Consider the following 25048-nt stretch of genomic DNA (forward strand, 5'->3'; position numbering starts at 1 on the left):
CGATGAACAGCCCAATCGAGAAAACCGTGGCGGGAGATGCCGCTTCGCTCGAAGCGCGCGTGGCGCGGCTCGAAGCGGTCGATGCGATACGCGCCCTGAAAGCGCGTTACGCGGCGTTGGCCGACGCCAAATACACCGCCGACTATCAGCGCCAACCCGAGGGCGTGATGCGCGAGATCGCGCGTCAACAGGCGGAATGCTTCACCGAAACGGCGGTGTGGGTCGGTGGCTCCGGATTCGGTGACAACCTGGTGGGCCGCGAGAAATTGGCCGACTGGTTTCAACGATCGCCGTGGCTATTCGCGATGCACTACTACGTCAGCGAAACGCTCACCTTCATCGACACTCACAACGCAGTCGGCACATGGCGCTTGTGGCAACTGGCCCTGCGCGACGATGACGCACGCGCCGTGATGCTTGGCGCCGTCACCGAAGAGAAGTACGTGTGCGAAGCGTCGGGTGACTGGCTGGTGCGGGAAATGCGATTTACGCAGCTTCACATGCTAGAGCCCGGCGCCCAACCGTTCCCGCTCGCGAGCGATTTCGCCTCGCTGAATGCGAAGCGTGTGAGCGAGCAAAGGACATTGATTCGACAGGATACGACGGAAGAAACATGACAAGCTTACAGACAGACGCCTGCGCGGCGGAGAGCCTCGCATCGGACAACGACGCGCAAACAACGGGCGGCCGTTGCAGCAGCGAAACGCGAGCAACAGGCAAGGTGGTTCCGCTGTGTGCACATCGCGACGACGCAGCATCCGCTGCGGATCTAACGTACAGCCGGATACCGTCGATCGCGGAGAACCAGTGTGTCGTGCGTTCGAACGAATGGGTGAATCCGGAATACAAGCATCTCGTGTTGAGCGCACCAGACCTCGCGTTGACCGTACGCGCCGGACAGTTTTTCCATCTGGCGTGTCCGCCTTCGAACGACGAAGTGCCGTATTTGCGCCGGCCGATGAGCATCTACCGCGTAGCACCAGAGAATCAGCGCATCGAGTTTCTTTACAAGGTGCAGGGCGTCGGCACGCGCGGCCTCGCGCAACTGAACAGGGGCGACACGCTCGACGCGCTCGGACCGCTAGGCAAAGGCTTCGATCTTCCTGCGACGACCGGCGCGGCTCACGTGCTGCTGCTGGCGCGCGGCGTCGGCCTCGCGACGATGGCGCCGCTTGCGCAAGAAGCGATTGCGGCAGGCGCCCACGTGACAGCCGTGCTGAGTGCGCGCAGTCCTTCGCTGGTGATGTCAGTGGACTATTTGCGCGACGCAGGGGCCGACATCGTCATCGTCACCGACGACGACCAGACCAGCGACGTGGTTCAGGTCGAGCACCTGATCCGCCGCCTCCACGTGTCCCGGCCTGTCACGTTTGCAACGACGTGCGGGTCGAACCGGTTGCTGTCGATGCTTCAACGCGTTACTGCGGAATTGCAGATTCCCGGCCAGATCGCACTTGAGCAGCACATGGGCTGCGCGATCGGCGCGTGCTATGCGTGCGTGCGCCCGTTCCGCAAGTCCGCCGGTTCCGACGAACTGACCTATCGCCGCGTGTGCTGGGACGGTCCCGTCTTCGATCTTCAGGAAACGACATCATGGTAGACCTCAGCGTCAAGATCGGCTCGCTCACGCTTGCGAATCCGGTCATGCCCGCGTCAGGCACCTTCGCGGAAGGCACGTCTCGGGTGTTCGACCTCGACTGCCTCGGCGCGATCGTCACGAAGACGATCACGCAGGATATCCGCGAAGGCGTGCCGCCGCCGCGCGTCGCCGAGTTTCGCGACGCCACGCTGTTTTCGATCGGCATTCCGAGCAAGGGCAGTGATTACTACATCGAGCAGACTGTGCCGTTCTATCGCCGCTACACCCCACCGCTGGTCGCAAGCATCTCGGCGAACACGATCGAGGAGTTCGGCACGCTGGCCGCGAAAATCGCGGTGCCGGGCGTGGCCGCGATCGAGGCGAATGTGTCGTGCCCGAATCTGAAAAAGGATGGCCGCGCGTTCGGCATGGATCCGGAGGCGACGTATCAGGTCGTCAAGGCAATGAAGGAAGCGTGCGGCCTGCCGGTCTGGGCCAAGATGACGCCGAACGCGGGCAATGTGGTCGAAGTCGCGCTGGCCGCGGAAGAGGCGGGCGCGGATGCGCTTGTCGTCAGCAACGCGATTCTGGCGATGGCGATCGACGTCGAGACGTTCCGGCCGCGCGTCGCGAACGTGATGGGTGGACTGACCGGCGCGGCAACCCGCCCGATCATGCTGCGCATCGCGTACCAGTGCGTGCAGGCCGTCAAGATTCCGGTGATCGGATGCGGTGGCATCGGCACGGCAGCCGATGCGCTGGAATTCCTGCTGGCCGGTTGCCGCGCCGTGCAGGTCGGCACGGCCAACTTCGTGTCCCCCACCGCGATGCCGCGCCTGATCCACGATCTCACTGCTTATTGCGAGCGGCACGGCGTATCGAAACTGTCCGACCTGATCGGCGCTGTACGGATGCACGAACCTGTCAAACTTCAACAGAAGGCGGCCCTATGAACGCGATTCACGAAATCAAGGCGGCGTCCGCAGGCGACTACGTCCGTGAGGACGACGGCTGGTATCGGTTGGGGGCGATGGAGCAGGTGTTCGGCTCGCGCGCGTGTCGCGGGATCGAACTGGAGGGTGTCAAGGTCGGGCTGTTTCTGATCGATCGCGATGTGCACGCGCTCGACGATATCTGTACGCATGGCGCGGCGCTGCTGAGCGATGGCGAATTCGACGGCCATGAAATCGAATGCCCACTGCATGCAGGTCTCGTCGACGTGCGCACGGGCAAGGCGTTGTCGGCGCCGATCACGCGGGATACGCGCCGCCACGAGGCGAAAATGGTCGGAAACGAACTGTTCGTTCGTCTGCAAGCATGAAGCACGATGACATGGAAACGCGGATTGCGTCGCGCGATCTTGTGCGTCCGCGAATCGCAGTGATCGGCACGGGCGGCACCTTTGCCATGCATGGCCGCCACCGCTTCGACTGGATTGAATATGCCGACAGCGGCGTGATTCACCCGATCGACGATCTGTTGGCTCGGCTCGGCGAACTCGCGCCGGACGTCGACGTCGTGCCGATTCCGTTCCGCAGTCTGGGCAGTGTAGCGATTACGCCGAAGGACTGGCTGGAGCTCGCCGCGCTGATTCGCGATACAGCCGCGGCCGATCCGTTGCTGACAGGCTTTGTCGTCACGCATGGCACGGCGACGCTTGAGGAGACGGCCTGGTTTCTCGACCTCGTGCTGGCCGTGGAGCGACCCGTTGTGCTGACCGGCGCGCAGCGCCCCGCGAACACAGACGGCAGCGACGCCGCGGCGAATTTGCGCGGCGCGGTCGCGCTCGCGGCGGCCTCGGCCTCGCGCGGCGCCGGCGTGCTGGTGACAATGGGCGGATTGTTTTTCGCGGCACGAGACGTGACGAAGGCGGCCAGTTTCGAGCTCGCTGCATTCGAAGCGCCCCCATACGGACCGCTTGGCCGGATCGACGCCGACGCCAGCGTGGTGTGGCGTCGTCGCGCGTTTCGTGATGGGCAACGGGGTTCGGCATTTTCTGCGGTGCTCGATCACGCCTCCATGCGTGCGTTCACGCTGCCGAGGGTCGATATCGTGACATCCTACGCAGGTGCCGACGGCACGGCGATCGACGCTTTCGTTTCGGCGGGCGCCCGTGGCATCGTCTGCGCGGGGCTTGCGCCTGGGCGGCCGGCCGCCGGCGAAATGCGCGCGCTCCGGGACGCTGTGCAGGCGGGCGTGGTGGTCGTTCAGGCGACGCGCGCGCCGCGCGGCGTGGTACCGGTGCAGCGTTTTCTCACGGTTGACGGAATACTGGTCGGCGGCGATCTGGCGCCCGCGAAGCTGCGCATTGCGCTGATGCTTGCGCTGGCCGCGGATCATTCGGGCGGGGCTGTGCCTGACCGGGTTGCGAGCGTCGATGTCGAGCGCTTGCAGGCATGTCTGCTCGACCTATGATGACGCGTTCTCTTTCCTACGTACAACACCTACGTTCAGGCAATCATGCAATTCTCCTACCTCGTAACGTTTACACATCCAGATGCGAACGCGCGCATTAGCGACGCGGATTTACAAGCCATCACCGATTGCATTCGGACCACGCCTGCCATGAGCCGCGCGCGCTTATATACGCCGCAGAGCGCGAAAGACTTCTACACGAACGACGGCCCGTCGCCGATTTTCGCGTTCCAGCTCGACTTCGAAAAGCTCGCGGCGCTCGAAGCCGCAATATCCGCCGACGGGCACCTCCAGCAGATCGCTCGCACGGAATTCGAAAGTCTGAAGCCGTCTGCAGTCGAACAACAGGTCATGGCGCGCCGGCCCTATCCGGTGCTTGACCCTGAGGCCAAGGTGCCGGATGGGGCGCTTCCCTGCCAGTTCCTGGTTCACTATCCGGGGCACGCTGAAAACTTCGACGAGTGGCTCACTTACTATCTGGCGCACCACCCGCAAATCATGAAGTTCTTCGACGGTGCGCGTGAGATCGAGATTTTCACGCGGGTCGATTGGGTCGATGCTATGCCGTGGCGCAAGGTTCACTACATGCAACGCAACAAGCTGATGTTCGATAGCGCCGAGGCGATTACCCGTGCTATGAATTCGCCGGTCAGACATCAGATGCGTGCGGATTTCGAGAAATTCCCGCCGTTCGAAGGGAGCAATATTCATCATCCCATGTCGGCAAGAACCTTCTTTGGTGAAGCCGGTTAAGGCGACACGGTGAGCGCCGTTAGAAACGCGTGCGGCTCATTATTTCAGGTTGTGCCGCGTGGTGTGCCGCCGGAATGCGCTTCGATCAGTTCGCGCATCCTCCAGCACACATTGCCGTTGTTTCGAAACTAGGGTCCCTAGAACTTCTTCCGGATCCCGACGAGAGCCATGAACTGACTGTCGTTGCTGGACATTGCCGTTCCATTGAGAATCCACGCATGAGCCGTACCTGCGGCCCGCTGGTAGACAAGGTTGCTGTACAGGTCAACTGTCTTCGACAGGAAGTAATTGACCCCTAATGCGCCCTGGTTGTAGTGCGTATTCCCACCTGCGGCAACGGTACTTCTCTGTGTGGTGTAGAGATAGGTTGCAGTTAACACCGCAGCGGGCGTGAGCTGATAGCGTAGGCTCGTTTCGTAGTTGCTGAACTTCAGTGTGCCGCCGACGGTCGCGTCGAAGTCCGCATGCGTATAGATGATGCTCGCGAGCAGCGCGCCGAACGTATACGTGCCGCCGGCGCCCCATACCGTGTGCTTCGCAATGCCGCCGGCAGCAATCGTCGGAAGCGCGCCATACGTGTTATCCGACGCTTCAGCACCGGCTGTGCCGTAGCCTGGTTGACTGACCGTAAAGAAGCCGGCGTCGAGGTGGACCGGACCGTTCACATAGTCGGCGCTGCCACTCCATAGGCGGTTGGTATTGATCTGACCGGCGAGATTCGAAAACGCATACAGGACCTTCGCGGTGAAACCGGCGATGGTAGGTGTCGTGTACTTGACCGTATTGTTGGGTCTGAAGGTGCAGTTCATGTCGTCGTTGTCATACGGATGGAACGTATAACCCGACATGTAGAGGGCGGCCATTTCGTTGCCCACGTCTTCCTGGAACGGCATGTATTGGCGGCCGGCTGTCACGGCTCCCCAACTGTTGTTGACGAGGCCCACGTACGCGCTGCGGCCGAACATCCGGCCGCCTTGTCCGAGCGCACCGTTCTGAATGTTGAAGCCGTTTTCGAGCCTGAAGGTGGCTTGCGTACCGCCGCCGAGGTCTTCGAAGCCGAGCAGGCCCCACCGGTTCGCCGACATGGCGCCGGGCAACGCCTGAATGCCGTGATTGATGTGGCCGTTGGTCGAACCCTGGTTGCTCGTGTAGCCAATTGCCGAATCGACGAGCCCGTACAGGGTCACACTGCTTTGCGCGTGTGCGGTGCCTGCGATGGAGCCGAGCAGGGTAGCGGTGACTAGAACTTTCCTACACATTTTAAACATCCTCTTAAAGTGCTGCGTAGATCGCTCGAAATGTTGTTAGTGGTATTCGATTTTTCGAGGCGATTCGTTGACGAAGTTGATTTCCAAACGCAATTGGTTATTTTTTAATAAGTATTACTAATATTGAAGCGTGTGATACGAGACAGCGAATGAAAACTTATCTGGTTTGTCTTTCTCCTTTGGTTTCGGCTAAGACTTCTTGTTGTCCGGAGCGATTACGTTGGTGAGCATCGGGTAGTGGCAAGCTCGTCCCGAGAACGCCGGAAACCGTCCATTGTCTTCCCGCATTCGCGCACGAACGGGCGACGTCAGCGCCTCGGCGAGCAGTTGCGAAGAAGGGAAGGTCAGCATGTTTCGCTGCATGTAGTTCACGCGCGTCCATGGCATCGACTCACACCAGTCGACCCGGGTGAATACGTTGACCTGCCGTACATGCGGGTAGTCGAGCATGATCTGAGGGTGATGGGCGACGTAGTAGGAAAGCCAGTCGTTGAAATTTTCCGCAGCGCCCGGGTAATGCACGAGATAGCTGCACAACGCCGGTTCCGCGGGCGTCGTCGTGAGAGGCATAAACGTACGGGTGAGCATGGCTTGATGCGTGACCAGGCTTGCGCACGGCGCGAGCCAGTCATCCGACTGCGCAAGCCGCCAGAGATGTCCGCCCTCGGTGACTTGTGACTCGAGTGCCTCGAGGCTGGTGAACTCGAGCCGCAGCGCGAGCAGGGGCGAAGGGCCGTCGTCGTGATAAGTCGTGATCTGGGCGGGCGTATAAAGCTCGGCCTTCATCAAGTCAGGCGTCGCGCGGATGGCTTCCTGAATGAACTGACAATGTGCCGCGCTTACCCGCGCATGCGGATCGTGCTCGTTAGTCGCCGTGATGAAGTAGGAAAATGTCATGGATCAGGTCAGGTCAAGTGCGTAAAAGGAGTGCGGTTGGGCGCTAGGTTAGGTGTCCCTTTTCCGTCCTTTTCTTTTCCGTCCTTTTACGCAGCGGTGGCGCGAGTACCGATTCGGGAATTGGACAGACATAGGGACGTCCGCCAGTGAGGCACGCATGTTCTGCCTGAGCTGCGTCGATATGTGACGGCTCCGTCAGCAGATCCAGCGCGGTCGCCGCGAGTACCTTTGCCGCGTGCAGCATTCCTTTATGTGCAGCGGGCAGTTTTCCCTGCGACACCAGTTGCCACGTGTGCATGTTGGTCCCCACCGCGTAGCAAGCGCCGAGGTACTGGGTTGTCGGCACGACCCAGCTCACGTCTCCCACATCGCTCGATCCAGTCAACGAGCCCGGTTCCTCGTTCAATGGAAGCGGCGTGTCGGCGAGTCCATGGGCACCAGCGGGCCCGCGATAGGCGTCGAGACATTCCTGCAAATCACCCGCGCTGATGTTTCCGGCGAGCCGCGTGACGAAATCGCGATCGGACTGGTCGAAGGGAGGAGGGCCGAAACGCTCGAGGTTATCCATGATCAAGGCTTCAATCGTTTCGTTGCGCAGCACGTCCGAGCATGCGCGATCGACTTCGACCTCAACGGTTGTTTCGGTCATCAGCGCAGCGCCCGCGCCGATTCGTCGAACGCGCTCGAATAGCGCCCACGCCTGCTCGATGTTCGGCGCGCGGACCACGTACAGCACTTCGGCACGGGCCTGAACAACGTTTGCAGCGAGGCCGCCGGCATCGATGATCGCGTAATGGACGCGAGCCTCGGCGGGCATATGCTCGCGCAGGAAATTCACCCCGACGTTCATCAGTTCAACCGCATCGAGCGCGCTGCGTCCGAGATGGGGTGAAGCCGCCGCGTGCGAGGCCACGCCGGAGAAGCGGAAAAATGCCTGCATCACCGCCAGCGATTTGTACTTGAAAATCCCCGATAACGGGCCAGGGTGCCAGGTCAATGCGAAGTCGATATCATCGAATACACCTTCGCGAGCCATGTAGGTCTTGCCGGCGCCACCTTCCTCGGCGGGGCATCCGAAGTAACGGACGATCCCAGGCAAATCCTGGGAAAGGAGGTAGTCGCGCGTGGCTACTGCGGCCAGCATCGCACCGACACCAAGCAGATGATGACCGCATCCGTGCCCGTTGCCTCCGGCGCATACCGGGCACGCTTCTACGGCCGCGGCTTGCTGGCTCATGTTCGACAACGCGTCGTATTCGCCCAGAAACCCGGCGACGGGTCCTTCATTTCCGGCTTCCGCAACGAACGCCGTGGGCAGACCGCCCAGGTTTCTCGTGATCCGAAATCCTTCGCGCTCAAGTAACTCGATCTGCGCTTCGACTGAGCGAAATTCTTCCCAACGAGTCTCGGCAAGATCCCAGATGCGATCCGCAAGATCAATGAAGTCGCCACGCTTTGTTTCGACGAACTGCTCGATGAGTCCGATCCGTTGGTTATCTTCGCGCTTCATCACGCGTTACCCCCGGCGTATTGGTGCGGAAACGCCCCCCGAACCGAGCCTCTTTGCGTTCGGCCTTCTTTAGCGACGGGAGGAAGCACGTCGTCCGGAATGGGGCAGATGTAGGTTTCACCGGCCGATTGCTCACGCAATTCCGCCTTGGCCTGTTCAAGCAATGAAGGACTCGTGTAGAGCGCTGCGGCGGTGGCAGCCATCACCTTCGCGATCTGCAGCATGCCTTTGTGCGCGATCGACGATTTGCCTTGGGCGACCAACTGCCACGAATGGAACGGCGTGCCCAGCGCGAAGCAGGCGCCGAGACAGCGGGCTGTCGGCACGACCCAACTGACATCGCCTACGTCGGTCGACGCGGGCAACAACGATGGCATCGACGCAGCTGGTAGGACCCCGTCATGCAGAACTCCCGTGAGCCGATGGGCGCCGAGAATCGACAAGCTGCCCAGTGCTTCGGCGGGTGAAATGGCGGCGTGCATGCGCGCGGCAAAATCGTGATCGACGGTGTCGAACGGCGTCGGACCGATTGCGAGCATGCGCTCGTACATCAGATCGGACAGGACCTTGTTGGGCCTCATATTCGACATGGCCTTTTCCACCCGGCATACGACGGTGGTGTCGGTCATCATCGCGGCGCCGTCCGCGATCTTGCGCAGCCGGTCGAGTAGCGAATGGATCGTGGAGAGTTCAGGTGCGCGCAATTGATAGACGACCTCGGCACGAGCTTGAACGACGTTGGGCGCCGTCCCACCCGTATCGTGCAGCGCGTAGTGAAGGCGGGCATCGCTCGGAATGTGCTCGCGCAGATAGTTGGCGGCGACATTCATCAGCGTGACCGCGTCGAGTGCGCTGCGCCCCAGGTGAGGCGCGGCCGCCGCGTGTGCGGCGACGCCGCTGAACGTGAAGCGCGCGTGAAGCGTCGCAAGGGTTGTCATCGCATCGATTGCGAGGATGCTGGCAGGATGCCAGGTAAGCGCGGTGTCGAGATCGGCAAATGCGCCGGCTCGCGTCATGAACGTCTTGCCGGCTCCGCCTTCCTCAGCGGGGCAGCCGTAATAGCGAACCCGGCCCGCGCGCCCGGACGCGTGAAGCCAATCCTTGATGGCGAAAGCGGACATCAGCGCCGCGCCGCCAAGCAGGTTGTGACCGCAACCGTGTCCGCTGCCGGCATCTGGTGCCGGTTGCCGGGTGGCGGAGTTGGCGACCTGGCTGAGGTGAGGCAACGCGTCGTACTCGCCGAGAAAGCCGATGACCGGGCCGCCGTCGCCGGCTTCGGCGACAAACGCAGTAGGGATACCCGCAACGTCTCGCGTGATCCGGAAGCCATGCCGCTCGAGCTCGCGAATTTGCAATTCCGCCGACTCGTACTCCGCATAGGCCGTTTCAGCGAGATCCCACAGCCGGTCGCTCAGGTGCACGCACACATCACGGTACGATTCGATCCGCGCGGCAATCTCTTGATCGAGTTGATCGAAATTCACGTGCTCTCCGGTTCGATTGACGCACGAAACCCGTTGCCGTTCGACCCGTAATCGAAATGACATGCCAGGCCTCGCAGTCGAAAGACGAACATGAATAAATAATCCGGCTGGATCGACGGACTGCTAGATCCCCGCTTTGGCGCGGAATACGCTGTTTCGTCCCATCGTTGCGCGATGTCGCATGTAAAGCGTCAGCACGGCGAGCAGCGAAATAGAGTTTGCGGCGAGCAGATACCAGGCCGGCGACATCGGGTCGGCCGTCCTCGCGGCGAGCCATGCCACTACCACCTGCGCGCTGCCGCCGAAAATCGTGGTCGGCACGCTGAAGCAGACGGACACGCACGTGCTGCGAATCGCGTTAGGAAATATCTCGGGAATGAAGCACAGTTGAAACGGCGCCATCAGCACGCGCAACAACGTCAGCAGCGCAACCATCGAAAGAAAGGTGACGGCCGTGCCGTTCTGGGTGACCCACACGAATGCCGGCACGATCGCCAGTACCGTCAAAACCTGCGGCAGTACCATCCACTTCGTATTGGGAAACCGGTCGTAGATCAGGCCGGCGGCCAGGGATGCGAAAATTCCCACGCCGCCTGTGATGAGGCCGACCAGCATCGAGGTCGACGTGGGCAGGTGCAGTACGCGCAGGCCGTAGGTCGTCATGTAGTACCCGACGACATATACCGTGATCGTCGGTCCGATTATTACGGCACACGAAAGCAGCAAATCGGAAAGGTGCTTGCTGACAATGGTGGATACGAGCTCACCCGTACCTTTGACCGCAGACTCGGTATTGAGGGTTTCGCTCAACTGCGTCCGGATATACAGTCCGATCGGCGCAATCAACAGACCCATGACAAACGGTACGCGCCACCCCCACTCCTCGAGCGCCGCCGGCGACAGCATCGACGACACGACGTAGCCGACCAGCCCGCCCAGCAGCGAAGCCACACCTTGGGTCGCGAGCTGCCAGCTCGTATAGAAGCCGCGCCGGTTCGACGACGCCATTTCGAGCATGTACGTTGTCGCGGGTCCCATTTCGCCGCCGGCAGAAAACCCTTGTAGCAGACGGCCGATGACGACGAGTATGGGCGCCACCACGCCGATCGTCGCGTGCGATGGTGTGAACGCGAGGATGGCGGTGCCGAGTGCCATCAAACCGATCGTCAGAGACAGCGCCGCCTTGCGTCCCGAACGGTCCGCGTAGGCGCCGATCACCAGGCCGCCGATCGGGCGTGCGACGAAGCCGACGCCGAACACCGCGACCGATGCGATCACCTGGCTCGCCGGAGAAAACGCCGGGAAAAAAGCCTTGCCGATGAATACCGCAAAAAAGGCGTAGACCGTGAAGTCGAAGAATTCCAGGGCGTTGCCCACGACCACCGCAATGAAGTCGAGGGTCGATGCTGTGCGGACTGTCGGGTGCTCACACCCGTTTGCTTGATTTGACACACCCGTCTCCGAATTGGGTTAGCGCCGGCACGCTTGCCGTGCGATTGAAAAAATAATGACGTTCTTTTTTGGTGTCGTCAACGTGTCAAAAATTTGCTTGGCTTTCCTGAACGATTGATGATTCGGAAAGCGCGCACGAAGCAATCTGGCGTCATGCTGTCCGGCATGACGAGAATGGATTGCGTCAAGGAGAAACCACTCGCTGCGCAGCGAGTGATTGCTGCCTACAGCAGGCACTCGACAGAGTGAAAGAGCCGGCGCTTGAAAGGATCTTCGGATGCCATGGAGGTGCGGATCACGCTGGTCAGACACTCCACAAAGTATTTGGCGGCATTGCTGAGTGGTGCGGCGCGCCGGTATATAAGACTGATCTCGGCTTCGGCAATGGAGTCGACTAGCGGAAGGACCGTTAATCGTTCCTTGCTCACGAGCAGTTCAGCGAGCGGCCATGGCATCAACGTCAACATGTCGGTGCTTGCGACCAGCCCAAGCGCGATCGCACTGGAATGCGATATATGAATGCGGGGTTCGTAGACGCGGCAATATTCGGTGAACGCATTGGTCGCGGCGAGTTCGTCGACGGATGAGTCGCGGTTCAGAATCCACTCGGCGTCCTTCAATTCATGCAGCGATCGACACCCTGCCAGACGATGTTCTGTCCGGCCGACTACCGCGTAACCGGTGCGAAACAACGGGACATGGGTGAACTCCTCCGTTTGCCTAACAGAGCTAGCCCTTCCAATCGAGATATCGAGCGTTCCGTCACGCAATCTTGGTATCGACACGGTTGCCAATCCTTCGAAGAATTCGATCTTTACCTCGGGCATACGCTGCTGGAACAGGCCGACAACCTCTCCAAGCAACGTTAGACCGACCCACGACACCGCTGCAATCGACAGGGTGCCGTCCCTCTTACCGGATAGCCGCTCCATTTCCTGCCGCGCTCGCGCCAACTGTCCGACTGTCAGCCTTGCATGCCCGAGCAGCGTCTGACCTGCTTCGGTCAGCGTCACACCCGTAGCTTCGCGTACGATCAGCGTGACATTCAGGTCTTCCTCAAGCTCACGTATCGCCTTGGTAATGGCGGCCGGCGAGAGGTCCGTGGCGCGGGCTGCGTTCCGGATACTGCCGGTGTCGGCGATCGCAACAAGTGCGCGGAGTTGATGTAGCTTCATGGTCAATGTATGACACCAAATTTTTTCAGGAGGAGACAACCGGGAGTCAACGGCAACACTTTCATTGAGTTGTTGGCCGCTTATCTGTCGACATACTCTACGCCAGCAGAAAGTGGAAAAATTTGCGCCGGCTTACCGGCGCGAATCTTTCGAAACGACTACCGATCCTGAGAGAATGGAGGCTATGTGGAGCACGCAGCACAGGTGAAGCGTCTCGTCGAGGCAAAGCAGCAGCGATACGTTGAGCTGGCAAATGAAATCTGGTCGTACGCCGAGATGCGCTACAGCGAATATCGCTCTGCCGAACTGCACGCGGCGCTACTTGAAGAAGAAGGGTTTCGCGTGACGCGTGGCGTGGCCGGACTGCCGACGGCGTTTGTGGCGGAGGCGGGCAGCGGCGGCCCGCTGGTCGGATTTCTGGGCGAGTACGATGCTTTGGCCGGGCTGAGCCAGGAAAGCGGCGCGCTGGTCTGCGTACCGGCCGCTGACGGCGTCAACACCAATGGGCACGGCTGCGGCCATCACCTGCTCGGCGCGGGCGCACATCTCGCGGCAGTTGCCGCGAGAGACTATTTTGCTGCCAACAATATCGACGCCACGGTCAGGTTCTACGGTTGCCCCGCCGAAGAAGCTGCTGCCGGCAAGACCTTTATGGCGCGCGCCGGATTGTTCGACGACCTCGACGTCGCGTTGAGCTGGCATCCCTCGGTAGCGAATTCGGTGTTCATGAACGCCACGCTCGCGAACGTACAGGCGTATTTCCGCTTTCACGGCAAGGCCGCGCACGCGGCTCTCGCGCCGCATCTTGGGCGCAGCGCGCTGGACGCCGCAGAACTGATGAACATCGGTGTCAACTATCTGCGCGAGCACATGCCGGATCAGGCACGTGTACATTTCGCTTACATCAATTCCGGTGGCATTTCGACCAACGTGGTGCCGGTACTCGCCGAACTGCTTTATACGGTGCGCGCACCGCGCAGCGAAGAAGCGCGGGATCTGTTCGAGCGTGTCAAACAGATCGCGGCCGGTGCCGCATTGATGACCGGCACGCGTCTCGAGATCGTTTTCGACAAGGCGTGCTCGAACGTACTGCATAACGACACGCTCGATCAGGTTCTCGACCGGAACATGCGGGCGCTCGGCGGCTTCGACGTCAGCGATCGCGACGTCGAATTCGCGAGGCAGATTCAGCAGACCATTTCGTCTGATGATTTCGAGAACAGCGCTCGTCACTTCGCGGCGGCGCTGCGTGACCCGCGTCCGATCGTTACGGACATCCAGCCGTATCGTGCCGACATGGCGCGCCCGGTGACAGGCTCGACCGATGTTGGCGATGTCACCTGGGTCGTTCCGACCACGCAATGCCTGACGTCCTGCTTCGCATGGGGAACAGGTTTTCATTCGTGGCAAATGGTCTCGCAGGGCAAGGCGACGCTGGCTCACCGAGGCATGTTGCTGGCCGCGCAGACACTGGCTGCCACGGCCGTCGATCTGGTCGGCCAACCGGATGTGCTGCGCGCAGCAAAAGTGGAGCTTGACGAAAAGCGCGGGCGCAAGCCTTATGATTGCCCGATTCCGCCGGAAGTCTTGCCCCCGCCGGCGCGTACCCAAGCGACCGCCTGAACACCGCAGGCCCGGCATATCGACCCAGGATCATCCGTGCGCACTCTCAAGCTTTCCGGGCAAAGCGGGACGCTGCGATTCCATGACATTCCAGGGGTAGGCACGCCGCTAGTGTTTATCCACGGACTTGGCTGCGCGTCCTCGTGCGACTACCCGCAAGTGATCTCGGATCCGGCATTGACGAGGCGGCGCAGCATTCTGGTCGATTTGCTGGGATCCGGGTATAGCGACCGGCCTGAGTGCTTCGGATATCGTGTCGAAGACCATGCTCGAATCGTCGTCGAACTCATTCGGAGTCTCGACACAGACGTCGATCTCTTCGGTCACAGCATGGGTGGGGCGGTCGCGATCGTTGCGGCTACGATGGCGCCTCGCCGGGTACGCCGTCTGGTTCTCGCAGAGCCGAATCTTGACGCGGGCGGAGGATTGTTCAGTCGCGAGATTGCGGCCTACTCTGAATCTGACTATTGGTTGTACGGCCACGCGCAAACGGTCGCGACCGCGTCGAGAGAGGGCGATCCCGTTTGGGCGGGCGCTCTCGCGATCTCCTGTGCCAGAGCAGTCCATCGTGCGGCGACATCGTTGGTAGAAGGCGATTCAGTGGCGTGGCGTGAATTGCTGTTGCGGCTGGAAATGCCGCGTTCAGTGATTTTCGGCGAGCGCTCGCTGCCGCATCCCGACGCGGTTAGCTTATCGAGGATGGGTATCGTGGTCAGTATCGTGCAGAACGCGGGGCACTTCATGATGCGGGACAATCCGGCGGGCCTGGCGTTTGCCATCAATGAGGGCTTGTCTGCCGGGGATTCGGACGATCCTTGCGAATAGCTTTCGAGAGTTTGACGCATTTCTGTCGTTGCAGATTCGCACCTATACTTGGCTGAGCGAGGCTGACGCAACCTCCTTTAGCGCCTCGCCAGGAGTGTGGATCATGAACATGCCTCGGATTGTGGTGTCGGTTGCCGCTGCGCTGGTTCTTCTCCCTGGGGGCGCGTTCGCGCAAACATCGAGCGATAGCGCTGTGACCCGGACGAAGGTGACGCAGGAACTCAGGGAACTGGTCGCGATTGGATATCAGCCCGACGCAGCACGGTATGACTATCCAAACGACCTCATTGCCGCAGAAAAGCGTCTCGACGCCAAACGCGCAACCCGGGGTATCTCCACCGTTCCAGCGCAGTAGTGGGAATACAGGGTTCGGCACACATGCGGTGCTTTTGGCGATTGTTTATAAGGATTACAGATTGAATTGGCGAACTGGAAAATCGGACTTTAATCTGATCGGTTGGACGAGCTGAGCGTGCCGCCCAAAATCCGCCAGATTGATAGCGAGAGCAAAATTGATGAATTTGACACATGTCCGTCGCGAAACCTAGACTCGCCTGCATACATTTCAGACGGGGACGACATGGGCAACATCCACATGCCAGCTGCGATTTGCAGCCAGGCGCCGGGGAGTAACACCACGAGACTTACCCTGCCGGAAATGCTGGCTGCTCGTGCAGCCCGAAACCCGCACGCACCGCTTTTCTCTGATCGCTCGACGCAATGGACCGGCGCCGAGGCACTCGATATCGCTGCGCGCCGTGCAGGTTCGCTAGCCGCTCAAGGCGTGGGGCGCGGCGACCGGGTGGCGTTGCTTTGCACGAATCGCAGCGAGTTCATGGAAATCATTCTGGGCTGCGCGTGGCTCGGCGCGATCGCGGTTCCGATCAATACGGCTTCGCGCGGCTTGCAACTCGAACACATTCTGCGCAACTCCGGCGCAAGGCTGGTCGCTGCCGAAACTCATCTCGTCGACGCCGTTTACGCACTCGATCCCGGCGACCTGGCAGTCGAATCTGTATGGCTGATTGGGCAAGAGCCGAGCGCAGCGCCGGCATACAGCGTTCGGTCTGTGCCGCTGCCGCAGCGGGGTGAACCGGTCGCAGCCGCAGAGCTTGCCGATAGCGATCCGCTCGCGATTCTGTACACGTCGGGGACGTCGGGATTGTCAAAGGGCGTGATCTGTTCGCACGCGCAGTTCTATTGGTGGGGCAGGCACACGGCTGATTATCTCGGCGTCACGGCCGGCGATGTGCTCTATACCTGCCTGCCACTCTTCCATACGAATGCACTGAACTTCTTCTTTCAGGCACTCACGTGCGATGCCGAGCTTGTCGTCGATCGTCGCTTTTCAGCGAGCGGTTTCTTCGACGCGCTCGTTGAGACCAAAGCGACCATCACATCCGTGCTGGGTGCGATGGTGCCGATTCTGCTCAGCCGCGCCGTGTCGCCGAACGAACGCGCACATAGGGTGCGCATTGCGCTAGCGCCGGGCGTGCCGGGCCAGTTCCAGCATGAGTTCAACGAGCGTTGTGGAATTGCATTGCTGGACGGTTACGGTTCGACGGAAACGAACTTTGTGATCGGCGCCCACATCGGCGCACAGCGTCCCGGCTTCATGGGCAAACTTACGGAGGGTTTCGATGCGCGCGTCGTCGACGAGCACGACCATCCTGTCCCGGACGGCGAGGCTGGCGAGCTGATTGTCCGGGCGGACGAGCCATGCGCGCTCGCGAGTGGCTACTTCGGCATGCCGGAGAAGACAGTCGAAGCGTGGCGCAATCTGTGGTTTCACACCGGGGATCGCGTGGTACGCGAAGCAGACGGCTACTACCGTTTCATCGATCGGCAGAAGGACGCGATCCGGCGGCGTGGTGAGAACATTTCGTCCTACGAGGTTGAGCAGGCTCTGCTGAGCCATCCATCGGTTGAAATCGCCGCGGTATTCGCTGTGCGCTCCGAACTCGCCGAAGATGAAGTGATGGCCTCACTCGTGCTGTGTGATAACGCGACGCTGGAGCCACTGGACCTGATCCAGTACTGCGAGCCACGTCTGCCGTACTTCGCCGTGCCGCGCTTTCTTGACTTCGTGCGCGAGCTGCCGAGAACGGAAAACGGCAAGATCCAGAAATACAAACTGCGCGAGGCCGGTGTGACAGAGAGCACGTGGGACCTCGAAAAATCCGGCTACCGGCTCAAGCGTTCCTAGCGGCATAGCCTGGCGAGCTACTCATCTGCACCATCAGCCTGGCGCGTTCACGCTCAGCCGTTTCGCAGTCGATAAGTCGTCGCACCAGCCCAATATCGTGCCGCGCTGCGGCATACCGGAGGCAGTATGGCAAGCACGCAAACCTTTCCCGCGCCTGACGTACAAGCCGTCAGCGGTGGGATCGATCAGAAGTCGTTGCGGCGCATAGTCATGGCGTCGGTCGCAGGCAACGCGCTCGAATGGTATGACTTCTTTCTCTACAGTACTGCGGCCGCGCTGGTGTTCGGCGAACTGTTTTTTCCGAAAGGAACCGACCCGTTGATCGGAACGCTTGCCGCGTTCGCAGGCTTTGCCGTCGGTTTTGCCGCGCGGCCGTTCGGCGGCGTACTGTTCGGCCACATCGGCGATCGCTACGGACGCAAGGGCGCTCTCGTGTGGACGCTATCGATCATGGGCGGCGCGACGTTTTTGATCGGCCTGTTGCCGACCTATGCCCAGGCCGGGCTGTGGGCGCCGGCGCTCCTTCTCGTGCTGCGCGTGCTGCAAGGTGTCGCGTCAGGCGGTGAATGGGGCGGTGGTGTATTGATGATCAGCGAGTCGGCGCCGCCAGAAAAGCGCGGCATGTACGCCTCCTGGAGCCAGATCGGTGTGGGCGGCGGCTTTGTGTTGTCGGCCGCGGTTTTCTTTCTCGTGCAAAAGCTGCCACACGACACGTTCATGAGCTGGGGCTGGCGCGTGCCGTTTCTGCTATCGATTGTGATCTTCGGTGTCGGCGTCTACATCCGCTCGAGGTTGCCGGAAAGCACTGAATTCGCGAAGGCAGCGGCGGCGGGCAAGACGACGCACACGCCCGTGCTCGAAGCGATCCGCCGCCACCCGAAGGAGTTGCTGATCGCAATGGGCCTGCGCGTGGCCGAGAACGGCGGCTCTTATATCTTCCTTGCTTTCTCACTTGTGTATGGGAAGTTCATCGGCGTGCCGAGTTCGGTCATGCTCGCGGGGGTGATGGTGTCGATGACCGTCGAGCTGGGCATGATGCTGGTGTGGGGTCGGTTATCCGATCGCATCGGCCGCAAGCCCGTGTACATGATCGGCGCGGTGGGGCTAATCGTCATTGCGCTGCCGTTCTTCTGGCTAATCGACACGAAGGTGCCGGGGCTCATCTGGCTCGCTTTCCTGCTGGCCAATGGCGTGTGTCATGGTGCGATGATCGGGACCCAGCCGAGCCTGATGGGCGAACTGTTCAGCACGGAGGTCCGTTATTCAGGCATGGCGCTGGGCCACGAGATCGCCTCCGTATTCGCGGGCGGCCTCTCGCCGCTCGTGGCCACCGCGCTGCTTGCGAAGTACCACGCCGCGTGGCCGGTCGCGCTAATGCTCATGGCGATGGGTGCGATAACCGTCGTGGCGCTTCTCTGTGCGCGGGAAACAGCGCAACGCTCCGCACGCTAAAGGGGAGATCGATCATGCAGTCACGCGACCATGCCGGGGTATTGCTTTGCGGCGGGGTGGAAGTTCCCTATCGCCGCCAGGCGCCGGAAGGCACGACAGGCGATCTGCTCGCGGAGGCGTTCTCCGCGGCGCTGGCGCAATCAGGCTTTGCCGCCCATGAAGTAGACGGGCTGGGAGTGGCATCGTTCACCCTTGCTCCGGATCACGCGATCGACGTTGCCTGGCGCCTTGGGCTCTCGCCACGCTGGTGCATGGACGACTGTCACGGCGGCGCCAGCGCAATCAACCTGCTGCAACATGCAGTGCGCGCGATCCAGTGCGGCGACGCCAACGTGATCGTGCTCGTATCGGGGGATCGCTTCGAGCCGGCAGATTTCAAGCAACTCGTCGACCATTACAACCTGACGACGCGCACCTGGCTGCGACCCCTCGAAAGCGGCGGGCCGAACGCGCTGTTCGCGATGATGACGCAGTTGCATGCGCAACGTTACGACCTGTCGCGCGCGGATTACGGCGCGCTGTGCGTTGCGCAGCGGGCGTGGGCATCGCGCAACCCGCAAGCTGTCTATCGTGCACCGCTGACCGTCGAGGCGTATCTGGATGCGCCGCTTATAGCTGAACCGCTAGGACGCTTCGACTGCGTGCCGGTCGTCAGCGGCGCGAACGCGATCGTTATCGCGCGAGCCGACCTCGCGAAGCACGACCGGCACGTCGCGGTGCGTGCGCTGCGCTGCAGCTATAACCCCGATCACCAGATGGGCGATGGATTGCAGACGTCGCTTGCCGCACTTGCACCGACTCTGTGGCGCGACGCAGGCATGACGCCCGCCGACATGGATCTCGTGTCCGTGTACGACGATTATCCGGTGATGGTGCTCGTTCAATTGGCGGACCTCGGCTTCGCGCCGGACGGCGACATGCGTGCGCTGATCGCGCGCATTGCGTCGGAAGAATTGCCGGTCAATACGTCGGGTGGACAACTTTCGGCAGGGCAGGCGGGCGCGGCTGGTGGAATGCACGGGCTTGTCGAAGCCCTGACACAGTTGCGCGGTGAGGCCGGCGAGCGGCAGGTAGCGGGTGCCCGGCGGGCGCTCGTCAGCGGCTACGGCATGGTCGAGTATCGCTACGGTATGTGTGCGAATGCGGTGGTGCTTGAAGCTTTCGATCGAGGCGCGCAATGAGCATAAAAGTTTTCCGCTGTACGCACTGCGGCACCACGCTATTTCCGGCTCGCTACCTGTGCCCGTCTTGTGGGGGCGCCGAGTGGTCGGCGCTCGACGCAGAGGGCGGCACCGTGAAGGCGGCGACCGCCGTCCGGCATCGAGTGGGCGCGGATAACAGCGCTGACATCCACCTGGCGAGCGTTGCCACAGAAGCGGGACCGATTGTCATCGCGCGTCTCGACTCTCCTGTGGAAACCGGCGATGCAGTCAGTCTCGCGCTGGATGCACAACACCGGATCGTTGCCCGACGCGGTTGACATGCCGCCGCGCGGCCGCTTTCGCGAGGCGGCGCGGCGTTACTAGCCGTTCAGTTACACCACCCTAAAAAACGCTCACCGGGAATTGGAGAATTCATGAAAAAGCTGCTTGCCTGTTCATTCGGTATCCTATCAATTTGTCAGGTGGCGCATGCGCAGAGCAGCGTCACCATCTACGGCATCATTGACGATGGTCTCACCTGGTCCAGCAACCAGGGCGGGCACAGCGCGTGGCAAATGCAAGGCAGTATCTCGCAAGGCAATCGGTGGGGGATGAAAGGCGTCGAGGACCTCGGCGGCGGCACTTCCGCGCTGTTCCGGCTGGAGAACGGCTTTAACGTCAACAACGGCGCGCTTAGCCAGGGCGGGCGCGAGTTTGGCCGCCTCGCTTACGTGGGGCTGTCGAACGACCGTTACGGTACGCTGACGCTCGGTCGCCTGGGTGAGGCGATTGGCGACTATATCGGCGCGCTGTCGGCTAACGGAACCTTGCCCGGCGGGATACTATTCCCGCATCCGGGGGATCTCGACAACAACGGCATCGACTTTCGTCTGCAAAACGCGGTTAAGTACGTGTCGCCGACCTTCGCGGGTCTCACAGGTGTCGGCATCTACAGTTTCGGCGGCGCGCCGGGCAACTTCGCCAGCAACAGCGCGAAGTCGTTTGCACTGCAATACGCGACCGGCAATCTCCAGCTCGTCGGCGCGTATACGTCGATCGATCATCCGGCTACGGCAGTGCCGGACGGCGTCTGGACAGCCGGAAACACAGTGGACGGCAACTACGGTCTCGCGGCGGGCAGCTACAAGGTGTTCGGTGTCGCAGCGTCCTATGCGATGGGACCCGCGCGCATCACGGCGGACTGGACCCACACACAGTTCGGCAATCTCGACCCCAGTCTGGGTGCGAAGATCGGTGGGCACGTGACCTTCAACATCGCTGAAATCGTGGGCAGCTATATGATCACCCCCGCGTTGCAGCTCGGCGTCGCGTATAGCTATACAGAAGGCAACGTGTCCGCAACCGGGCAAGCCCCGCACTATCACGAGGCAGACGCCAGCGCGGACTATTTCCTGTCGAAGTCGACCGATGTCTACGCGAGTGCGACTTACATGCGAGCGGGGGGCGGCGCGGTTGCCGACCTCGCTCCCGTGCTGGCGGCGTCGAGCTCGGCCAACCAGGTGGCATTGCGGCTCGGGATTCGAAAGAAATTCTGAGTTTCGGGCGGGACTGTATCCGCTCCAGCGATAACCGCGACCGAACGCATATCTTCGGTTGAATGAGCACGAAGCTGGCCTGCGCTTCCAGGTCAGCTCACAATGAAAAAGACAGCGCGACCAGAGCCACAACTCGTCAGGCGTCTGTTTGCAAACAGCGCTCTCGTCGCCCGATCATACGACCCCACCATCACTTGACGCGTCTACAATAATGACCGGCGCCGCCGTTCCGCATTGGCGTGGACGGCGTGGCCCCTGCGCGCGCCAGGCCGCTATTTTCATTTCAGACAGTTCCTGATCGGCGACCGCCCCATGCGTTTGCAAGAAGTACGGGCGTGTAATCGTCACGCTGGTGATCTTTAAGAGCAAGGAATCCATTGTGGTGGACTTCAACGACGTTGACCTGAACCTCCTGCGTGTCTTTCAGGCAATTCTGGAGGAGCGCAGCCTGACGCGTGCCGGGCAGCGGCTGGGTCTGTCACAGCCCGCGGTCAGTTACTCGCTCGGGAGGCTTCGCTCGCTCTTCGACGATCCGCTCTTTGTGCGCACCACCGGGGAGATGCTGCCCACCCCAACCGCGACGGAGCTGTCTGCACCTGTCAATCGGGCGATCTCTTCGCTACGTGAAGTATTCCGTCACGGCGACCGCTTTGACCCGGCTGCCAGCAGCCGGGAATTTCATCTCTCGATGTCCGACGTTGGCGAGCAGGTTTTTCTGCCGATCCTGTGCACCAAGCTTCAGCAAACCGCGCCGTTCGTCAGGCTCTCGGTGCAGCAGATTCCCATCGCTGACGCTGAAGAAAGGCTCAGGCTCGGGCAACTGGATTTTGCAGTCGGCAATATGCCGGCCCTCAAGCTGACGACACAATACGCGCTGCTGTTTCATGAGCCTTATGTTTGCATGACGCGTAAGCGCACAGGCTTGCCTGCCAGACAGATCTCCCGTGAGAAATTTCTTTCCCTGTCGCACATTTCCGTTGGATCGAGCGAGAGCAGCCATCGGAACATAGAACACCTGCTGCAGGCGGAAGGTTTGCACCGGAGAATCGCGTTACGTGTGCCTCACTTCACGGTTGTCCCGCAGATCATCCGGCGCACGGATTGGATGGTCACGTTGCCGCTGCGGGTGGCGCGCCTGTTCAACGAGCGAGGCGAGTTTGTTATCTATCCACTCCCAGTCCAGATCCCGGAAGTGGAAGTTACCGTGCATTGGCACGATGCATTCGAGTCGGAGGAAGGCAATCGCTGGCTCCGCTCGGTGATTATCGATAGCCTTCACGAAGATTGATAGTACACGGCCGTCATAAACGATTTTATGCACGGTTCGAATTTGATTGATTAGGCTGACTCTCCTTCGCCACCTATACTGGGCTGCATTGAAAGACGCACTGCGGAGTGGACTAATCCACGAGTCTGGATGAGTCCACACATGAAGGATTGGGCTGAAAGTCCTTGCGGGCATCTGCATTGCATAAATCTGGAAGGTAGAGAGACGCCATGGCTGAGCGGTCGTTTGTCGAAGAGGTGAAGAAGCTGCGTCTGGGTGCAGGCGAACTATTCAGCGGCGAGGGCATCCTGGCCGTGACCAAGGCGCTGCTGGAATCCGGAGTCGCGTACGTGGGCGGCTATCAGGGGGCGCCCATTTCACACCTGATGGACGTGCTGGCTGACGCGCAGGACATCCTCAGCGATCACGGCATCCGCTTCGAGAATAGTGCGAGCGAGGCCACGGCTGCCGCATCGCTGGCCGCGTCGGTCAACTATCCGTTGCGCGGGGCCGTGACGTTCAAGGCGACGGTTGGCACCAACGTCGCCTCTGACGCGCTTGCGAACCTGGCGTCGGGTGGCGTGACGGGCGGCGCGCTCATCATCGTTGGCGAAGACTACGGCGAAGGTTCATCGATCATGCAGGAGCGCAGTCACGCGTTCGCGATGAAGTCGCAGATCTGGCTGCTGGACCCGCGGCCGAACTTGCCTTGCATCGTGCAGGCGGTGAAAGACGGTTTTGATTTGTCGGAGGCGAGTCATACGCCGGTCATGCTGCAACTGCGCATCCGTGCTTGCCATGTGCATGGCCAGTTCATTGCCTCGGACAATCGCCGCGCGGCGTTCTCGATCAAGGACGCACTCGAAAACCCGAGCCGCGATGTTAACCGTATCGTGCTGCCTCCCGCGAGTTTTATGCATGAACGCGAGAAAATTCATGAGCGCTGGCCGGCCGCGGTCAAGTTCATCGAAGAGCGGCAACTCAACGAGTTCTTCTCGGCGGACGCTGGCGAGATTGGCATCGCAATGCAGGGTGGCAGCTACAACACGGTTATGCGCGCGTTAGAACGCCTCGGCCTCGCTGACGTGTACGGCGATTCGGAAATCCCGCTGTACGTGATGAACGTTGCGTATCCGCTCATCGATTCCGAATGGGAGCGCTTTTGCGAAGGCAAGCGTGCCGTGCTGGTGATCGAAGAAGGCCAGCCGAATTTCGTCGAGCAGAATGCCAGTTCGATTCTGCGGCAGTGCGGTTCGACCGTGGCGTTGCACGGCAAGGACATGCTGCCGCTTGCTGGTGAGTACAACACTGCTACCGTGCTCAAGGGCTTGCGTGCATTCTTCGAGCGCTATGGCGTGCTCGAACCGCAACCTGTTCCCCGAAAAGTCATTCCGGTATTGGCCGTCTCTTCCACGCCTCTCGCGATGGCGGAGCCCGCTGAAGCGGTGGAAGCTGAGCTCACTCTGCTCGATCCCGTCGCGGCGCTCGACGCTAATGTGCATGCGCGTCCACCCGGGTTCTGCACCGGCTGTCCGGAGCGCCCGATCTTTACGGCGATGAAGCTCGTCGAACGTGAACTCGGCGCGCATCATGTGAGCGCCGACATCGGTTGCCACCTGTTTTCGATTCTGCCGCCGTTCAACCTGGGCGCGACGACCATGGGCTATGGCCTCGGCAGCGCAAGTGCTTCCGCGCTCAACGCGAGCGCTGACAAGCGCGCGATCTCTGTGATGGGGGACGGTGGTTTCTGGCATAACGGGCTCACGAGCGGTATTGCGAACGCGGTGTTCAACAGGAGTGACAACCTGACGATTGTGGTCGACAACAGCTACACGTCGGCCACGGGCGGCCAGGACATTCTGTCGTCGACAGCACTCAATCCGACACGCAGCACCGGTCACGAGATAGAGCAGGCGGTACGCGGGGTCGGCGTGAAGTGGGTGAAGACGGTGCGTCGTACTTATGACCTGAAGACGATGATGGCGACGCTGAAGGAAGCGCTTACCACCAGCTCGAAAGGACCCAAGGTACTGATCGCGCAGAGCGAATGCATGCTGAACAAGCAGCGCCGTGAAAAACCGAAGACCCGCAAGGCGATTGCCGCGGGCGAGCGCGTAGTGCGCGAGCGCTTCGGTGTCGACTCTGACACCTGTACTGGCGACCACTCGTGCATCCGCTTATCCGGCTGTCCGTCGCTGTCGATCAAGCCGAATCCCGATCCGCTTCGTACCGATCCGGTTGCGAGCGTGCTTGACAGTTGCGTCGGTTGCGGGCTATGCGGTGAGGTATCGCATGCAGCTGTCTTGTGCCCCTCGTTCTATCGCGCGCAGATCGTCAGCAATCCGACGCGTGTCGACAAGCTGCGTCAACGAGTACGCAATGTGGTGATCGGCTGGCTGCAACGTCGTGATGCTCAGCGTCGCGCACGTCTCGCGTTCTGATTC

22 protein-coding genes are annotated in these 25048 nt (G+C 61.0%); 16 read left to right on the forward strand and 6 right to left on the reverse strand.

Annotated features, from left to right (window positions below):
• Window positions 1-2: 2 nt before the first annotated feature.
• The 6 genes from KHO30_RS23275 to KHO30_RS23300 all read left to right on the forward strand — a co-directional run bounded on the left by KHO30_RS23275 (window position 3) and on the right by KHO30_RS23300 (window position 4747).
• A complete protein-coding gene (locus tag KHO30_RS23275; RefSeq protein WP_200618524.1) occupies window positions 3-617 on the forward strand; it encodes a nuclear transport factor 2 family protein in 615 nt (204 codons plus the stop codon).
• A complete protein-coding gene (locus KHO30_RS23280) occupies window positions 614-1600 on the forward strand; it encodes a dihydroorotate dehydrogenase electron transfer subunit (RefSeq protein ID WP_211702476.1) in 987 nt (328 codons plus the stop codon). Before KHO30_RS23275 ends, KHO30_RS23280 begins: the two co-directional genes overlap by 4 nt.
• Complete coding sequence (locus tag KHO30_RS23285) at window positions 1594-2532, forward strand: dihydroorotate dehydrogenase (protein ID WP_093641524.1); 939 nt, start codon at window positions 1594-1596, stop codon at window positions 2530-2532. Before KHO30_RS23280 ends, KHO30_RS23285 begins: the two co-directional genes overlap by 7 nt.
• The gene (locus KHO30_RS23290) at window positions 2529-2900 is read left to right on the forward strand and encodes a Rieske 2Fe-2S domain-containing protein (protein ID WP_211702477.1); all 372 of its coding nucleotides are present in this window, start codon (window positions 2529-2531) and stop codon (window positions 2898-2900) included. The genes KHO30_RS23285 and KHO30_RS23290 overlap by 4 nt, the downstream gene beginning before the upstream one ends.
• Window positions 2897-3994, forward strand: coding sequence for an asparaginase (locus tag KHO30_RS23295; protein ID WP_211702478.1), 1098 nt, complete (start codon window positions 2897-2899; stop codon window positions 3992-3994). Before KHO30_RS23290 ends, KHO30_RS23295 begins: the two co-directional genes overlap by 4 nt.
• A 150-nt stretch (window positions 3995-4144) precedes the next feature.
• Complete coding sequence (locus KHO30_RS23300; protein WP_244864110.1) at window positions 4145-4747, forward strand: hypothetical protein; 603 nt, start codon at window positions 4145-4147, stop codon at window positions 4745-4747.
• Window positions 4748-4884: 137 nt separating this feature from the next.
• Here KHO30_RS23300 and KHO30_RS23305 read toward each other — a convergent pair whose 3' ends face one another.
• The 6 genes from KHO30_RS23305 to KHO30_RS23330 all read right to left on the reverse strand — a co-directional run bounded on the left by KHO30_RS23305 (window position 4885) and on the right by KHO30_RS23330 (window position 12572).
• Window positions 4885-6006 carry a porin gene (locus tag KHO30_RS23305; RefSeq protein WP_211702480.1) on the reverse strand — a complete coding sequence of 374 codons (1122 nt, stop codon included), beginning with the start codon at window positions 6004-6006 and terminating at the stop codon, window positions 4885-4887.
• Window positions 6007-6204: 198 nt separating this feature from the next.
• Window positions 6205-6912 carry an ethyl tert-butyl ether degradation protein EthD gene (locus KHO30_RS23310; RefSeq protein WP_211702481.1) on the reverse strand — a complete coding sequence of 236 codons (708 nt, stop codon included), beginning with the start codon at window positions 6910-6912 and terminating at the stop codon, window positions 6205-6207.
• Window positions 6913-6955: 43 nt separating this feature from the next.
• Window positions 6956-8422, reverse strand: coding sequence for an amidohydrolase (locus KHO30_RS23315; RefSeq protein ID WP_211702482.1), 1467 nt, complete (start codon window positions 8420-8422; stop codon window positions 6956-6958).
• Window positions 8422-9906, reverse strand: a complete 1485-nt coding sequence (locus tag KHO30_RS23320) for an amidohydrolase (protein ID WP_244864111.1) — start codon at window positions 9904-9906, stop codon at window positions 8422-8424. The genes KHO30_RS23315 and KHO30_RS23320 overlap by 1 nt, the downstream gene beginning before the upstream one ends.
• A 123-nt stretch (window positions 9907-10029) precedes the next feature.
• The gene (locus KHO30_RS23325; RefSeq protein WP_211702484.1) at window positions 10030-11358 is read right to left on the reverse strand and encodes an MFS transporter; all 1329 of its coding nucleotides are present in this window, start codon (window positions 11356-11358) and stop codon (window positions 10030-10032) included.
• Window positions 11359-11582: 224 nt separating this feature from the next.
• Window positions 11583-12572 carry a LysR family transcriptional regulator gene (locus KHO30_RS23330; RefSeq protein ID WP_244864112.1) on the reverse strand — a complete coding sequence of 330 codons (990 nt, stop codon included), beginning with the start codon at window positions 12570-12572 and terminating at the stop codon, window positions 11583-11585.
• Between the two features lie 147 nt (window positions 12573-12719).
• Between KHO30_RS23330 and KHO30_RS23335 the strand changes: the two genes are divergently transcribed.
• From KHO30_RS23335 to KHO30_RS23380, 10 genes are all read left to right on the forward strand, one after another.
• Window positions 12720-14156, forward strand: coding sequence for an amidohydrolase (locus KHO30_RS23335; protein ID WP_200618517.1), 1437 nt, complete (start codon window positions 12720-12722; stop codon window positions 14154-14156).
• Window positions 14157-14192: 36 nt separating this feature from the next.
• Window positions 14193-14981 carry an alpha/beta fold hydrolase gene (locus KHO30_RS23340; RefSeq protein ID WP_200653617.1) on the forward strand — a complete coding sequence of 263 codons (789 nt, stop codon included), beginning with the start codon at window positions 14193-14195 and terminating at the stop codon, window positions 14979-14981.
• Between the two features lie 103 nt (window positions 14982-15084).
• Complete coding sequence (locus KHO30_RS23345; protein ID WP_211702485.1) at window positions 15085-15336, forward strand: DUF4148 domain-containing protein; 252 nt, start codon at window positions 15085-15087, stop codon at window positions 15334-15336.
• Window positions 15337-15576: 240 nt separating this feature from the next.
• Window positions 15577-17187: an ATP-dependent acyl-CoA ligase gene (locus tag KHO30_RS23350; protein ID WP_211702817.1), complete on the forward strand. Its 1611-nt coding sequence runs from the start codon at window positions 15577-15579 to the stop codon at window positions 17185-17187.
• 126 nt (window positions 17188-17313) lie between these two features.
• Window positions 17314-18639, forward strand: a complete 1326-nt coding sequence (locus KHO30_RS23355; protein WP_093641488.1) for an MFS transporter — start codon at window positions 17314-17316, stop codon at window positions 18637-18639.
• 14 nt (window positions 18640-18653) lie between these two features.
• Window positions 18654-19820, forward strand: a complete 1167-nt coding sequence (locus tag KHO30_RS23360; protein WP_093641485.1) for a thiolase family protein — start codon at window positions 18654-18656, stop codon at window positions 19818-19820.
• A complete protein-coding gene (locus KHO30_RS23365; RefSeq protein ID WP_093641482.1) occupies window positions 19817-20119 on the forward strand; it encodes a Zn-ribbon domain-containing OB-fold protein in 303 nt (100 codons plus the stop codon). The genes KHO30_RS23360 and KHO30_RS23365 overlap by 4 nt, the downstream gene beginning before the upstream one ends.
• Window positions 20120-20215: 96 nt before the next feature.
• Window positions 20216-21337, forward strand: coding sequence for a porin (locus tag KHO30_RS23370; RefSeq protein ID WP_244864113.1), 1122 nt, complete (start codon window positions 20216-20218; stop codon window positions 21335-21337).
• Window positions 21338-21716: 379 nt separating this feature from the next.
• Entirely contained in the window at window positions 21717-22625 is a 909-nt protein-coding gene (locus tag KHO30_RS23375) for a LysR family transcriptional regulator (protein WP_093641477.1), read from the forward strand.
• Window positions 22626-22834: 209 nt separating this feature from the next.
• Window positions 22835-25045, forward strand: coding sequence for a thiamine pyrophosphate-dependent enzyme (locus KHO30_RS23380; protein ID WP_093641474.1), 2211 nt, complete (start codon window positions 22835-22837; stop codon window positions 25043-25045).
• The last annotated feature ends 3 nt before the right edge of the window (window positions 25046-25048 follow it).

This window comes from Paraburkholderia aspalathi (assembly GCF_905220735.1).
Classification (GTDB): Bacteria; Pseudomonadota; Gammaproteobacteria; order Burkholderiales; family Burkholderiaceae; genus Paraburkholderia; species Paraburkholderia aspalathi.